Here is a 14,149-nt window from a genome sequence, read left to right on the forward strand (position 1 = left end):
CCGCGAGCTACTTTCAGTATTGAATGAGAAAAATACAAGAACAGGTGGCGAAAAACGATTCGTTTTTCGCCACCTGTTCTATTTTAGGGACTTATTGGACAGCCCCTTTTTATTTTATGAAGACTCTGTTACCACCCTTTGTTCAACCTCCTTTTTTGCTCTATTTATATGAGTTCGAAAAGTACTTTTGCTAACTCCTAATTCAGTAGCAATTTCGCCCATGCTCTTTTTATGTCCAATATGCAATAAATAACAAATCCGCTCTTTTTCTGAGAATGATGCCAGGATATCAGCTAAAATAACTTTCTCTTCCCGTGTCATATACAGTTCTTTTTCTTTATCGCTTTTGAAAAAATCCCTGCTCCGCCTGGTCAATCACAATCAACGCAACACTTCGCTTGTTAGTATCAAACAAACTAAACTCGCTGTCACACCATTTTCACTTAACTCGTATGTCCTCAAACAACAGATGAAACGGCTCATGCCTTGCGCTGACCATTTGCTACTGAAAAGAACGAGATTCCAGCTTCCAAATTAATGGAAGAAATTGTCGTTTTAGATTCCTTCGATGAATGAAAAACGGTGAATTTAGGGTACAAATTGGAGTACATGGCAAGCTGCATCCTTTCAAACTGTGTAAACCGAAATATAAAAACATCTCAATACATTTAATTAACAATGATATATCAACGTTTAAAAATAAAAAAACACCCGTATTTTGTACGAGTGTTAGGACAACCATTTCGGCGGAGTGTTTTTCGACCAATAAATATCACCTAGTGAATGATGCGCAAGAAAGCCATCTTCGGCTGTGTGGTAATGAAAGTTGTAAAAATAGCCATCTTGCGGTCTTTTCTCTGTTCTCACATGGAATTTGATCAGAGCTTTGCCATCCTCCATATCAGAAACATGGAAGATTTTTTCGGAATAAGCTCCTGAAGGTGTTTCTGTAATGGCAAGTTTTCGATTTTCTACTTGCGAGATTTTTGCTTGAATAACTTCTTCGATTTTAGGGAAAATAATTTCATCAAAGTCGTTTTGAATGACAGGGCCAATCCGTGAACCAAATTTTTGATATGAAAGTTCTTTTGCGGAATTCAATAATTCATCTTGAAGAGAAACCGGCTCCTGCCATGTATAGTGGTCAAAGTATTCATCTTCAAGGCTAATATTTAGCGCATGGTCTGTACCATGCTCGTTTGTTGCTCTTTCATTATCTTTCGGCTCAAGGTTTGTCCAGATTTCATGGCTTGGTGAGATAACACCTAACGTCAGTACAGCAACGACTGCAATGAGCAACTTATGATAATACTTTTTCATCACAATTCACCTTCTTTTTCATTCAGCGCTTTTATAGCAATTCAATAATTCGATCTTACTTTCGTTCAATTTGAGTAGTCTTTTTTGAGTTGAAATGATCTTCTTTATGATTGGTTTCGTGTATAGACAAAGTATGACACAATAAAAAGGGGGCAAACAAGACGATAATAGTCCCATAGATTATAATGAATTGCTTTCATCATAATATCTTCCTCATTAAAATGCCCATTCATAGAATAATACGAAAAAAACTTGAAAAGGTTTCATATTTCCTGCATTCATTGTACAATAAAACTGTAGAGTATTGTTGGGTTTCTTTGAAGGAGGTAAACATAAAAATGAACGTAGAACTGCTCATAGGAATCGGATTGTTAGTACTTGTCTTATACTTAAGCACGCTAAACTTTACAAACTAATGTAACACCGAAAAAGGGGCTGCTCCAAAAGGTCATGAAAATGACTTTTCGGGCTGGCCCCTTTTACCTGTCTAAATACCCGAAATGGAATTTCGTATTTGGCCTTATTTTCCTGTTCAAAGAAAATCGTTCAAAAACAGGTGAATCAAACCGCTCTTTCACAACAACCCTTCGCTTGCACACTCTCAGCGCTTCTTCCACCCATCTGGCTGATAGTACTGAATGAACGCCAGCATCACGCAATGCAGTAAAATTTGAAGATTCGTCAATTGGCCTATGAAACATCGGATCAATATAGACAACATCCCATGATTGGTCAGGCTGCACCTTCAAAAAGCGAATGGCTTCGTCATGTATGACGTTAATCCGTTCCATCGATCGGCGTAAAGAAATGGAGTCCACCTCGAATGACTTCAGTCCTTTATCCGTAATAAACGCCACCATTTCATCCGCTTCGACGCCGGTAATTCGTCCGCCGTCTCCTATTATATAGGAAGCAATAATACTGTCGGACGCTAATCCTAATGTACAATCTAAAAAAGAGTCTCCGGACTTTAATTCACATACATCAATTAAAGGATCCCTCTCCCCTTTTTGAAGCCTTTTCAATCGAAACGCCGCTGAATTCGGATGGAAGAAAAAAGGTTCATCCGTGCCGACCTTGTACAATTCAAATCGCTGTTTGCCAGCAACTAAAACGTCGGCATGATAGATTTCTTGCATTTTTCGTACCGACCGTTTTTTTCGCTCGACAATTGGAAAACCGAGTGCTGCATGTGCCTCTTTCGTTAGCATATGCGTATATTCGTCTGGCCTTCCAGCCGTTGTAATAATCGCGCTCACTGTCCGCCAAGTTGCTGAAGGACGCCGGAAATATGTTCTTTAATTTGCTCCATCTCCGAATTCTCAATCTGTTCCCGTGGTATGAAATAGGAAAGTTGACCATCCTTCCAAAACGCTATTGATGGAGAGCTGGGCGGAACTTCCGGGAAATAATTGCGCATTACCGCAGTTGCTTCTTTATCTTGGCCAGCAAATACAGTCAATAGATGATCAGGACGTTGTTCAGTTTCGTCAAGCGCTTCACGAACAGCCGGTCTCGCCAAGCCAGCTGCACATCCACAAACTGAATTGATGACGATTAAAGCAGTTCCTTCAAGCTTATCCATTGTGTCTTCCACGCTTTCAGCCGTTGTCAATTCGGTAAAGCCCGCTGAGACAAGTTCTTCACGCATCGGTTTAACAATGCCTAACATATACTCTTCATAAGCGTTCATGTAGAATATCCCCTTCCATAATACAATAAGTTCTTCTTCATCATTTTACCGAACCCATCGTGATATTTCACTCATTTATTCTCATAGTATAGTTTACATAATATTATTATGCGCTTTCTTGTGGGTTTATTGAAAAAAGCCGCCATATTGGATACGATCAATATGACGGCTCCTTTATTATCTGCTGCTCGTAAATCTTGATAGAAATTCTTGCAGCCGATCACTTTGCGGATTGACTAAAATATCTGTCGGATGTCCCTCTTCTTCAATGATTCCTTCATTGAGAAATAAAACCCGATCAGCGATATCTAATGCAAAATCCATTTCATGCGTTACTAAAACCATCGCCATTTCACCTGACTTCGCAAGGTCCCGAATGACTTCTAATACTTCTCCGACTAATTCCGGGTCTAAAGCAGAGGTCACTTCGTCGAATAGCATCACTTTCGGTTTCATCATTAATGCACGTGCCATTGCGACACGCTGCTTTTGCCCCCCAGATAGCTGGCTCGGATATAAATCAATTTTGTCGCCAAGACCGACTTTCTCCAACATTTCAGTTGCCATTTCTCTTACTTCTTTTTTGTTTCTCTTTTTTACAATTGTCGGTGCCAACATGCAGTTTTCTAATATGGTCATATGAGGAAAAAGATTAAAATGTTGAAACACCATGCCGATATCTCCACGTATTTCACGTAAATGCTTCTCATCCGCTTCTACATATCGATCATTTTTCTTCATCTGCCATAAGTTCCGTCCACCGACTTCAATAATGCCGGACGTTGGTTGCTCTAATGTCATTAGCAATCGGATAATTGTCGTTTTGCCTGATCCACTTGGCCCGATAAGTGCCACTTTTTCTCCTTTCATAATATCTAAATGAATGCCTTTAAGTACTTCTACTTCACCAAAGGATTTATGGATATCCTTATACTGTACAATTGGTTCGCCCATAGAATTCTACCTCACTCATAACGTTGCCGTCTTTTTATCGAAACGACGGTTGTATTTTTTCTCTAATCGATTGATCAGCAATGCAGATGGATAGCTTAGCAGCAAGAAAAATAACGCAACGACTGTTAATGGCTCAACATATTTGTAATATTGGGCGCCATAATCATTCGCAATATGCAGCATCGCTACAACTCCAATCGTTGATGATAGAGGAACTTCTTTGAACATAATAATTAAATAGTTTCCTAACATCGGAATGGTTGGCGGTATTGCTTGAGGCAAAATAATGTGCCGCCATTTCTGCATCGTCGATAAATTTAAAGCAGTTGAAGCTTCCCATTGCCCTTTTTCAACACTTTCGATACCTGAACGGTACACTTCAGAAGTATATGTGCTGAAATGCAAGCCTAACCCTAAAATGGCCGCTACAAAAGGATTGAGAGTTACACCAATGACAGGGATTGTCGGCCAGGCGAAATAGATAAAAAACAATTGCACTAAAGGAGGAGTGGATCTTATGAATTCTGCAATCCATCTGAATAACCAATTCAATGGTTTAATAGGGATCCGGCTCATGAATACCCAAAAGAAGCCAAAAATCATCGCAAATAGATAACAGGCAATCGTCAGTCCAAGGGTGATCCACAGTCCTTTGAAAATAAGTGGAATCGTTTCAAAAAACACTTCCCAACTCCAAGTCATCCGTGAGCAACCCCCTTCTTGGCAACCTTTTCCATCTTCCTTGTAAATCCGATGAGTGGCAATGCAAGGAGGAAATAAGCAATTAAAATCAAAATATAAACAGCGGGCGCTTCCGACAGATGTGTACTCCGGTAAATGTTTCCGTAATAAAGCAAGTCTGTTAATCCAATCAAAGAGACTAAAGACGTCGCTTTTAGAATCTGTATTAAATAGTTGCCGTATTCAGGCAGCATCATCCGTACCGCTTGTGGAATGATAATATGTTTCATTCTTTGAAACGTAGATAAATTCAATGCAACCGAAGCTTCCGTCTGTCCATGAGGAACTGCCTCGATCGCTCCCCTGACGATTTCAGACATATATGCACCATAATTCAATGAGATTGCCAAGACTGCAACATAGATATCACTTCCGAGGTGAATATTGAATAATCCTGGCAATGCAAAGGAAAACCAAAATAGTTGCACGATCAATGAAGTTCCACGAAAGATTTCAACATAAAGCCCGGTAAACTTCGAAAGTAAGAAGTTCTTCGATACTCTTGAAAGGCCAGCAATCATAGCGATTAAAGTGGAAAAAATGATCGAGAAAAAGAGTACGATGATTGTCACTTTCAGTCCTTTTGCAAGCACTAAGGAAATTTCTGTAATGGAACTCATACAAACAACTCCATTTTCAATATTTATTTGAGTGGTAAATTGAAAAGGGCCAAACCGCGAAAGGCGTGGCCCTAATCCCTTTTAGTACTTTTCACCACTGCAAATACTTTCAGTCGTAAGTTCTATATCTACAATGTTCCTTTCCTCAGTGAAGCCATAAGGTTCAATCAATTCGGCAATTTTCCCGCTCTCTTTCAATTTACGGAGCTCCTCATTGTATGCTTCTCTTAATTCGTCATCATCGATATGGAAAGCAGCCGCACCATAACTTGGTACCCCTTTAATATTCGGTTGTTCAAAATCCTCAACAAACTGAAGTTTATCTTGATTGGCGGACTCTAACGCCATTTTGATTGTCATTTCTGTTCCAGTAGTCGCATGTGCTCGACCAGATTCCACCGCTGCAAAAGATGCCGGAATGTCAGGCACCATAACTATTTGGCTTTCTGCCACCCCTTCGCGCAGCATGAAATCCTTTTCTGTTGCTCCGCTCATGACGGCAACTTTGATGTCTGGATTATTTGCGATATCTTTATAACTATGCAATTCCTCTGGGTTGCCCTTTTTCACAATCAATCCTTCACCGTATTGCATTTCGGGCTCTCCAAAATCAACACTACCGCAACGGTCAGGAGAAATTGCCATGCCCGCAGTGATGACATCGAACTTTCCCGCTCCAAGACCGGGGATCAATTGACCGAAGTCGGACAAATGTCCATCGACTTCTTCAATTCCCAGATTTTCAAAAACCGCTTTTGCAATTGCAACCGCTCCACCCTTCAATTCGCCATCTTCTTCATAGGCATATGGTTTCTCATTTGCAAAACCGACTTTGACTACCCCTTTGTCTTGTAAACTCTTTAACTTTCCTTCCCCAGTAGCGGCAGATCCACTATTTTCATTTCCACATGCCGCTAACAAAAGAAGTGTTGCCATGATCCAAAAAACAAACTTAAAATTTCGCACAATGTTCCTCCTTTATTTTTTCATCAAACATATAAGTTTGATAGTTTATAGAGTAACATAGGGAATTTTAAACTTCAAATCAATTCAGCATTTTTAGATGTCTAAATTGTATTAAAAATACCTCATAATCATTATGAGAAAAGGCTTTGTTTTCCGCTTGAAAAATTAATAATTATTTTTATTTGCCACCTTTTTGGAAATGAAAGCGCTCTCTAATTCATTTATTTTCACGCTACTTTTCTATTCGATTTCCATATATTGGATATATATTTTCTAAAAAAATTAAAAACCACTGATAGATGTAATTCGACACATTTATCAGTGGTTTTACAATTTATCTATGAAGTTAATTATGATTCAGCATTGCTTTTTCTTAGTTCAGTCATTTGCTTCCAAATAGAACCTTTAGCGTCTTCTCCTTCTTCAATTCGGGCGATTGCCATTCGAATTTGTAGTTTTACTTCAAACTCTGGATCTTGCTCTGCTTCTTTTAAAGCCGGAAGAGATTTTTCTGTTCCTGTTTCGTAAAGGAACATTGCAGCACGCCATCGAACTAATTTGTTTTTATCTTTCAAAGCTTCAATAGCAGCATTTTCAAATTCAACGAATCCTAAGTCACTCATGCAGTCCCCTGCTGTTCTGCGCACTGCCCAACTCTTATCACGAAGTGCTTTTTCTACATAAGGAACAACTTTTACATCTTCAATCATACCAAGGTATACCGTTGCAAGCCGTCGAATAGACATTTTCGGATCGCTTAACGCGCGGTCGAGCAATGGGAGGTCAGACAATTCTGGATCAGGCATTTGATCTAATAATTGGAATCGCTTTTCCCATTCATCAACTTCAAACTGTTGTAAAGTGACCTGTTGGCGTTCAATTTTTGTATGTGTTTTGCCTTCTTCCGCTCGTTTAATCAATTCTTTCAAACGCTCGTCAGGATAAGCCGCTTCAACTTCTGCAACAACTGTCTCTCCTATTTCGTTTTTCTCGCCATAGCGAATTCCGTAATCTGCCCATTTTCTAAGAAGGATATAGTTTTCGACTTCTGTACTATGCACTTTTTCCATCGCTTCACGAAAACGGTCACTTAAGCCAAAACGTTGCTCTGATTCGCTATCAAACACTTTCACTTGTAAAGGAATATCTTTGTACGTTTGAACATGAACATATACTTCCCCGTAATGCTCATCGATCGTTTCCTCATTCTCATCGTTGCTCACTGCTTCGCCTTCGTTAAAGATTGCTTCCACTTCAGCCAATATCGTTTCCCAAGGAACATTGCCAATCCTTTCAATCGCCATAAAGTTCATAACATGGTATATTCCTTTGACGCCATTGACATTTAGCAATGCTGAAACTTTTTCAGGCGCATTTGCAGCATCCTCTTTTTTATAGTTATGGCTAACTCCTGCTGGTAATTCCACATCTAATACGACTTTCATGGAATTCGGGCTTGGTGTCGGTTCAACTGTAATAATATTCATTTAAATTTCCTCCTATCCGATTGATTCGGCTAATTCTTGTAAATAGGTCCAGCGATCAATCAAGCGCTCGTATTCAGCGTTTAGTTCATCTAATGTCGCTGTGCATTCCTTTAACAGACCATAATTGGATCCTGCAGAGGCCATTTCAGCTTCAACAGATTGGATTTTATTCTCAATTTCTTCGATATCTTGCTCAATCGTTTCCCATTCTCTTTTTTCTTTATACGTCATTTTTTTCTTCTGTTTTGGTTGTTCCTGTGCAATCTGTTGGTCTTCCTGCTTTTTATCCGTCTGTTCCGTTTGAGGAGCGGTTATCATTTCCAAGTAATCTGAATAGATTCCAAAAGCAGTTTCTACTTTGCCGCTGCCATCAAGCATCCATAATTTCGTAGAAGTACGGTCTAAGAAGAAACGATCATGGGAAATCGAAAGGACAACGCCGGCAAATGTATCGATAAAAGATTCCAACACAGATAATGTTTCTATGTCCAAATCGTTTGTCGGTTCATCAAGAAGTAGAATATTCGGTTGTTCCATAAGCAATTTCAACAAATATAATCTTTTCTTTTCCCCACCGGATAATTTCCCGATTGGACTACCGTGTGAAGACGAAGGAAATAGGAAACGCTCTAACATTTGGGTAGCTGAAATACGGACGCCATCTGCATCCTCGATATCATTTGAGGTTTCTCGAATATACTCAATCACTCTTTTATTCGGATCCATTTCGGGCAAGTGCTGATGAAAATGGGCGATTGAAACGGTAGATCCTTTTTCAATCGTGCCTGTATCGGGTTCAATTTCACCTGCGAACAATTTTAATAATGTTGATTTTCCCGCCCCATTCGGCCCAACAATTGCAATGCGGTCCCCTGTTTGAAGAAGGCAGCTAAATTGGTCAACAACTTTTTTATCACCGTAAGATTTAGACACAGCATCAAATTCAATGATCTTCTTTCCTAAACGGGAGGACTTTAAAGCCATGTCCATATCAACAGACGACTCTTTCTGCTTCAAACTTTCTTCCAACTGTTCGAAACGACCAATTCTCGCCTTTTGTTTTGTCGACCTTGCTTTTGCACCCCGCCGTATCCATTTCAATTCATTTCTGTAACGGTTGCGCATTTTTGCCTCAGTCGCCTGCGCCATTTCTTCGCGCAATGCCTTCGACTCTAAATAAGTTTCAAAATTCCCTGTATGGGCATATAAAGTACGATCAGCCAATTCAAAAATATGAGTCGAAACGGCATCTAAAAAATACCGATCATGTGTAATAAACAATACTGACCCCGTTTCGTTTTTCAAGTAGTCTTGCAACCACGTAATCGACTGGATATCCAAGTGGTTCGTCGGTTCGTCCAATAACAGCAAATCTGATGGTTCAATGAGTACCCTTGCCAAAGCAACTCGTTTCTGCTGTCCACCTGATAGCTCGCCCATCTTTTTATCAAAAGAATGAATGCCCAATTTCGTTAAGATCATTTTCGCTTTTGTATTGAGATCCCAAGCGGCTTGCGTATCCATTTCGTTTTGGATTGCACTAAAACGGGCTTGGTTAGCTTCTAATGACGGATGAGCAGTCAATGCGGCCAACGCATGCTCGTACTCTAAATTTAATTTAATAACTGGAGCTTCCGACATGAAGACGGTTTCCATAACGGTAAGCGATGGATCGGCAACAGGTTCTTGCGGCAAATAGGCAATTGTATATTTATTTGGATGCTCTGCATGAATTGAATCCGCATCCTCTTTTCCTGCGATAATCGATAACAAAGTAGATTTTCCGGTTCCATTAATCCCGATTAGACCGACTTTCTCGCCTTTTGTAATTGTAAACGAGACATCTTTGAACAATGTCTTCTCGCCGACGGTTTTCGTCAAATGTTCTATAATCAATTGACTCATCATTTCACTTCCATTTCTACAAACAACATACTTCAATGATAGCTTATAATGCTCAGTTTTGGAACGAGAAGGAACTGGTTTGGCAAAACGGCAAAAAAGCACAGGCGGCAAACTGTGCTTTGAAAAAATCAGACTGTAGACAAAGTATCTTTTTACTTTGTCTACAGTCCTTATAAGGTTGTAGTCATGGGATAGGTATTTGCCCAGCTTGGCTTGAAAACGCTTGTCACGTGAAGGCAGTATAGGTGCACGACATACGCAGTGCCTTCATTTTCGCAAAGGGCGCGTAAATACGGCAAATCGAACCCTTCGTTGTTCGATTCGCAGTATGCGAGCGTTGTCAACAAGCTGTTTGAAAAAATTATCAGTACGTTACTTTTTTCGATTCGTTATGACAAACAATCCGATGCCAATGATAGAAGCTATAGCGAGCCATTTTCGTTGACTATAAACTGGTTTGAACTTCACAGTATCAGGTGTGATGACGTAAACGCCAACAGGTTTTATTGATATGCATCCCCCTGCACCATCCCCTCCGCCTATATCAGAATCTTCCTTCCCTGCTAAACCACCGCCTGCTCCTCCACCTATCATATAACCTGCCTTTGCGACCGGCACGATTTTGTTCAAACCTACCTCGATCGGTTCGCCATATATGAGGGACACTTCCTTAGTTTCCGCGAACTTTTTAAACAGTGGCTTTACAGGTGACTTGAATGGAAACTGTTCGTTTTTAAGTGGCATTCCTTCTTTCATCTGCTTCTCTCCTTTCTTTCACATATGACTTTATTCGCGAGCATGCATCAATATTCCTTTAGTTCAATGTCACTTTACCATCAATTTACTACTACAATTTTGCGGATTATGTTAGGTCCTTATTTTGTTTTAGATGGAAATAGTAGATCGCAGTATAATAATTTCATTGTGATTATTATCGTTACAAAAAACTTTATTATTTTACAGAAATAATATTCTTATCATTGAATGGACTCCCTATAATTCAAATCATTTTAGTTATCTTCGTTTTATCAAAAATACCATTTGTCAAAATTCATAGTTTTAATAAAATACTTTTGTTTATTAATCTTTATTGATATTTAACTAAATATGCTATAATGACAGCATTGATTTTACTTCACTTAGTTTAAATGTCTTATTTTACGCATATATAAATCGATTTCACAAAGATCGCTCAATTATGATTTTGCTTATATAATTTTATTTTTCGCCTATCTGAAAACATTTAATAAAAGAACTTATACTGAATTCAAGAGATACAGCATTTTTATTTTGACAAAATTATTTCTTTATTAATATAATGACAACATGAGAAGGAGGATACTATCTAATGTCACAATTTAGTAAAGAACAGATTGTTGAAAGCGTTCCCCAAAAAGGATTCTTTGGTCATCCTAAAGGTTTATTTACCTTGTTTTTTACAGAATTTTGGGAACGTTTCTCGTATTACGGAATGAGGGCTATTCTCCTCTTTTACATGTATTACGAACTTTCAAAGGGCGGACTTGGACTAAGCGAACCGCTAGCCCTTTCCATTATGTCTATTTATGGATCATTGGTTTATATGTCCGGTATTATTGGTGGATGGCTTGCCGACCGCTTATTAGGAACTTCTAAATCAGTATTCTATGGTGGCGTGCTGATCATGGCAGGTCATATTGTGCTCGCTATGCCTGGTAATATAACCATGTTCTTCATTTCAATGGTGTTGATTGTTCTTGGTACAGGTCTTTTAAAACCAAACGTTTCTAGCATGGTCGGTGATATTTATGCCGATGACGACTTGCGCCGCGACTCTGGATTTAGCATTTTCTATATGGGTATTAATATGGGCAGTTTCATTGCGCCTTTAATTGTCGGAGAAATCGGACTGAAATATAACTTCCATCTTGGTTTCAGTATTGCTGCTGTTGGTATGTTCTTTGGACTGCTCCTTTTCCTTTTTACTAAAAAGAAAAACCTCGGTTTAGCTGGTCTACAAGTTCCAAACCCTATGTCTGGCGAAGAAAAACAGCGCTTTGTAAAATTATTTATGATAGCACTTGTATTTTTAGCAATCATAATTTTCGCAACAGTTAAACTCGGTTGGCTAACATTCAACTCCTTTATAGGGCTTGTCAGTATTTTAGGTTTTGTCATTCCAACTATATATTTTATTGCGATGTATCGAAGCAAAAAAACAACAGCAGACGAGAAATCACGAATCTTAGCATACATCCCGCTTTTTATCGCCGCTGTCATGTTCTGGGTTATCGCTGAACAAAGTTCAACAATTCTTGCCTTTTATGCAGATAAGCGGACGAACTTGGATGCATTCGGGTTCCATATTTCACCTGCATGGTTCCAATCATTAAATCCATTGTTCATTATTGTTTTATCACCAGTATTTGCTTGGCTATGGATGAAATTAGGTAAACGACAACCATCTATTCCACAAAAATTCTCATTCGGGATATTATTTGCCGGATTGTCATTCTTAATTATTTTATTGCCTGCTTTAATTGGGGGCACAGATGCCCTTGTTAATCCAATTTGGCTTGCTCTAAGTATTTTTGTAGCAGTTTTAGGAGAACTTTGCCTATCACCTGTAGGATTATCAGCAACAACAAAATTAGCACCAAAAGCCTTTTCGGCACAAACGATGAGTATTTGGTTCTTGTCCAACGCTGCTGCTCAAGGTTTGAACGCACAGTTAGTTAAGCTTTATTCAGCTGATACTGAAATGCTTTACTTCGGTGTGATTGGTGGCGTAGCAATCGTTTTAAGTATTGTTCTATTCGCGATTGCTCCATTCATTCAACGCTTCATGAAAGGCGTCCATTAATTGAAAAAGCATGGTCATTAATTGGCCATGCTTTTTCTTTCGTAAAAATGGATTTTGCATTCTTTTGCCAATAAGAGAATAATGGTATAATAATAGTTAATTTTCGGAAAGGTTGCGATTGCATGATAATTGGATTAACCATTATTTTAATTATGGTTTTATTTTTGCCATTTATAGTTCCTTTCATCGAGCGTAATTTAGAACTGTTCTTATTCGTAATGGGTGTAGCTGCAGTTGTTGTAAGTGGTGTACTCGATAAACAACTCATTCTTAAAGCACTGGAAGACCCCATCCATATTACTCTATCTGTCATGATTGCAGGACTCCTTTTTAAATGGCTGCAGAAACCTTTTGAAAAAGGTGTAAAATCCTTTAGCAAGGCAATCCCCTATCGATTGTTCTTTGCTCTAATCGTTATTATTTTAGGTCTTCTTTCAAGCATAATAACCGCTATAATTGCTGCCATTGTTTTAGTAGCTATCGTAGGCGTATTGCGGCTTGATCGAAAGTCAGAAATACGACTTGTCATCCTTTCTTGCTATTCAATCGGACTTGGTGCAGTATTAACTCCTATCGGTGAGCCGTTATCAACCATTGCAACGAATAAATTGGACGAGAACTTCTTTTACTTGCTTCGCCTAATCGGACCCGCAGTAATTCCAGGAGTTATAGCTTTCGGCATTCTTGCTGCAATGATTATAAAGCCTACAAAAAGAGACTTCGGATTGAAAGCAAATCAAGGTGCTGAATCGGTACTCGATATTATAATAAGAGGCTTTAAAATATACTTATTTGTAATGGCACTCACATTGTTAGGGTCTGGATTTGAACCATTCATAAATAGGTTTTTAATTGATATGAGCCCTTATGTTCTCTATTGGATTAACATGATTTCTGCAGTATTGGATAATGCAACACTTGCTGCGGCAGAGATTAGTACGCAAATGGATAATCATACGATAAAAGCATTGCTGTTAGGTTTGCTCGTAAGTGGAGGGATGCTAATCCCCGGAAATATACCGAATATAATTGCCGCTGGAAAGCTTAATATAAAAAGCGTTGAATGGGCTCGTTTCGGTGTGCCTGTCGGTTTGATCGCTATGATCGTGTTTTTTGGAGTGATCGTGTTGTTCGGCTAAAAACTACAATAGACAGGGACAATCCCAAAATCCTCTCTAATATGAAGCAAGCAGAGAATAGCGATTCGTTTTTCTCTACCTTATTTTTTAATTGCTATTCGTATATAGCCTAAAATAGTTTTTGGAAACCTACTCTGCTCAGCATGTTGTTGGGGCAATGTCACAGTCCCGAACTTGCTATGCATATTCCATAATGAGCATGAGTGGTAGGACTGATTCTCCTTCATATGTCCGAATATGCTTACCACCAATATATTTGCGTTCGGTGAAGATGTATCTTGTTTTTACATATGGTGATTGTTTACAGAAGATGTGCAGCAATTTGAGCCGATAATTAGCTTTGAGGAGGATTAGTCGCATTAATCAAAAAGAAGGTTCTAAATCAAATGTTGGGGTGATGTGATTTGCACGTCACCCTTTTACTTAGGTACCGCTGAGTAATGTTGATTTGCGCTACAGGGCGGACGCTTTCCGCCGGCATG

General features: G+C 39.0%; 14 protein-coding genes. 2 read left to right on the forward strand and 12 right to left on the reverse strand.

Features of this window, described 5'->3' with window-relative positions; all coding sequences use genetic code 11:
- Positions 1–114: 114 nt before the first annotated feature.
- From WFH04_RS17010 to WFH04_RS17065, 12 genes are all read right to left on the reverse strand, one after another.
- A complete protein-coding gene (locus WFH04_RS17010; RefSeq protein WP_336825323.1) occupies positions 115–321 on the reverse strand; it encodes a sigma factor-like helix-turn-helix DNA-binding protein in 207 nt (68 codons plus the stop codon).
- A 158-nt stretch (positions 322–479) separates the two neighbouring features.
- Positions 480–611, reverse strand: coding sequence for a hypothetical protein (locus WFH04_RS17015; protein ID WP_336825325.1), 132 nt, complete (start codon positions 609–611; stop codon positions 480–482).
- A 118-nt stretch (positions 612–729) separates the two neighbouring features.
- The gene (locus WFH04_RS17020) at positions 730–1,320 is read right to left on the reverse strand and encodes a YpjP family protein (protein WP_336825327.1); all 591 of its coding nucleotides are present in this window, start codon (positions 1,318–1,320) and stop codon (positions 730–732) included.
- Positions 1,321–1,799: 479 nt separating this feature from the next.
- Positions 1,800–2,579 carry a class I SAM-dependent methyltransferase gene (locus WFH04_RS17025; RefSeq protein WP_336825329.1) on the reverse strand — a complete coding sequence of 260 codons (780 nt, stop codon included), beginning with the start codon at positions 2,577–2,579 and terminating at the stop codon, positions 1,800–1,802.
- On the reverse strand, positions 2,576–3,013 hold the full coding sequence (locus WFH04_RS17030) for a BrxA/BrxB family bacilliredoxin (protein ID WP_336825331.1): 438 nt from the start codon (positions 3,011–3,013) through the stop codon (positions 2,576–2,578). Before WFH04_RS17030 ends, WFH04_RS17025 begins: the two co-directional genes overlap by 4 nt.
- A 177-nt stretch (positions 3,014–3,190) precedes the next feature.
- On the reverse strand, positions 3,191–3,967 hold the full coding sequence (gene ehuA / locus WFH04_RS17035; RefSeq protein WP_336825333.1) for an ectoine/hydroxyectoine ABC transporter ATP-binding protein EhuA: 777 nt from the start codon (positions 3,965–3,967) through the stop codon (positions 3,191–3,193).
- Between the two features lie 15 nt (positions 3,968–3,982).
- On the reverse strand, positions 3,983–4,669 hold the full coding sequence (gene ehuD / locus WFH04_RS17040; protein ID WP_336825335.1) for an ectoine/hydroxyectoine ABC transporter permease subunit EhuD: 687 nt from the start codon (positions 4,667–4,669) through the stop codon (positions 3,983–3,985).
- Positions 4,666–5,328: an amino acid ABC transporter permease gene (locus WFH04_RS17045; protein WP_336825337.1), complete on the reverse strand. Its 663-nt coding sequence runs from the start codon at positions 5,326–5,328 to the stop codon at positions 4,666–4,668. Before WFH04_RS17045 ends, ehuD begins: the two co-directional genes overlap by 4 nt.
- Positions 5,329–5,409: 81 nt before the next feature.
- A complete protein-coding gene (gene ehuB / locus WFH04_RS17050) occupies positions 5,410–6,264 on the reverse strand; it encodes an ectoine/hydroxyectoine ABC transporter substrate-binding protein EhuB (RefSeq protein ID WP_336825348.1) in 855 nt (284 codons plus the stop codon).
- Positions 6,265–6,644: 380 nt separating this feature from the next.
- Positions 6,645–7,781 (reverse strand): virulence factor, encoded by a 1,137-nt coding sequence (locus WFH04_RS17055; protein ID WP_336825339.1) that lies wholly within the window; start codon positions 7,779–7,781, stop codon positions 6,645–6,647.
- Positions 7,782–7,793: 12 nt separating this feature from the next.
- Positions 7,794–9,686 (reverse strand): ABC-F family ATP-binding cassette domain-containing protein, encoded by a 1,893-nt coding sequence (locus tag WFH04_RS17060; protein ID WP_336825341.1) that lies wholly within the window; start codon positions 9,684–9,686, stop codon positions 7,794–7,796.
- Between the two features lie 372 nt (positions 9,687–10,058).
- The gene (locus tag WFH04_RS17065) at positions 10,059–10,442 is read right to left on the reverse strand and encodes a spore germination protein GerW family protein (protein WP_336825343.1); all 384 of its coding nucleotides are present in this window, start codon (positions 10,440–10,442) and stop codon (positions 10,059–10,061) included.
- A gap of 592 nt (positions 10,443–11,034) precedes the next feature.
- Between WFH04_RS17065 and WFH04_RS17070 the strand changes: the two genes are divergently transcribed.
- Both WFH04_RS17070 and WFH04_RS17075 read left to right on the forward strand, forming a co-directional pair.
- Positions 11,035–12,528, forward strand: coding sequence for a peptide MFS transporter (locus WFH04_RS17070; RefSeq protein ID WP_336825345.1), 1,494 nt, complete (start codon positions 11,035–11,037; stop codon positions 12,526–12,528).
- A gap of 122 nt (positions 12,529–12,650) precedes the next feature.
- Positions 12,651–13,667: a DUF1646 family protein gene (locus WFH04_RS17075; RefSeq protein ID WP_336825346.1), complete on the forward strand. Its 1,017-nt coding sequence runs from the start codon at positions 12,651–12,653 to the stop codon at positions 13,665–13,667.
- Positions 13,668–14,149: the final 482 nt, after the last annotated feature.

Source organism: Sporosarcina sp. USHLN248 (assembly GCF_037144575.1).
Classification (GTDB): domain Bacteria; phylum Bacillota; class Bacilli; order Bacillales_A; family Planococcaceae; genus Sporosarcina; species Sporosarcina contaminans.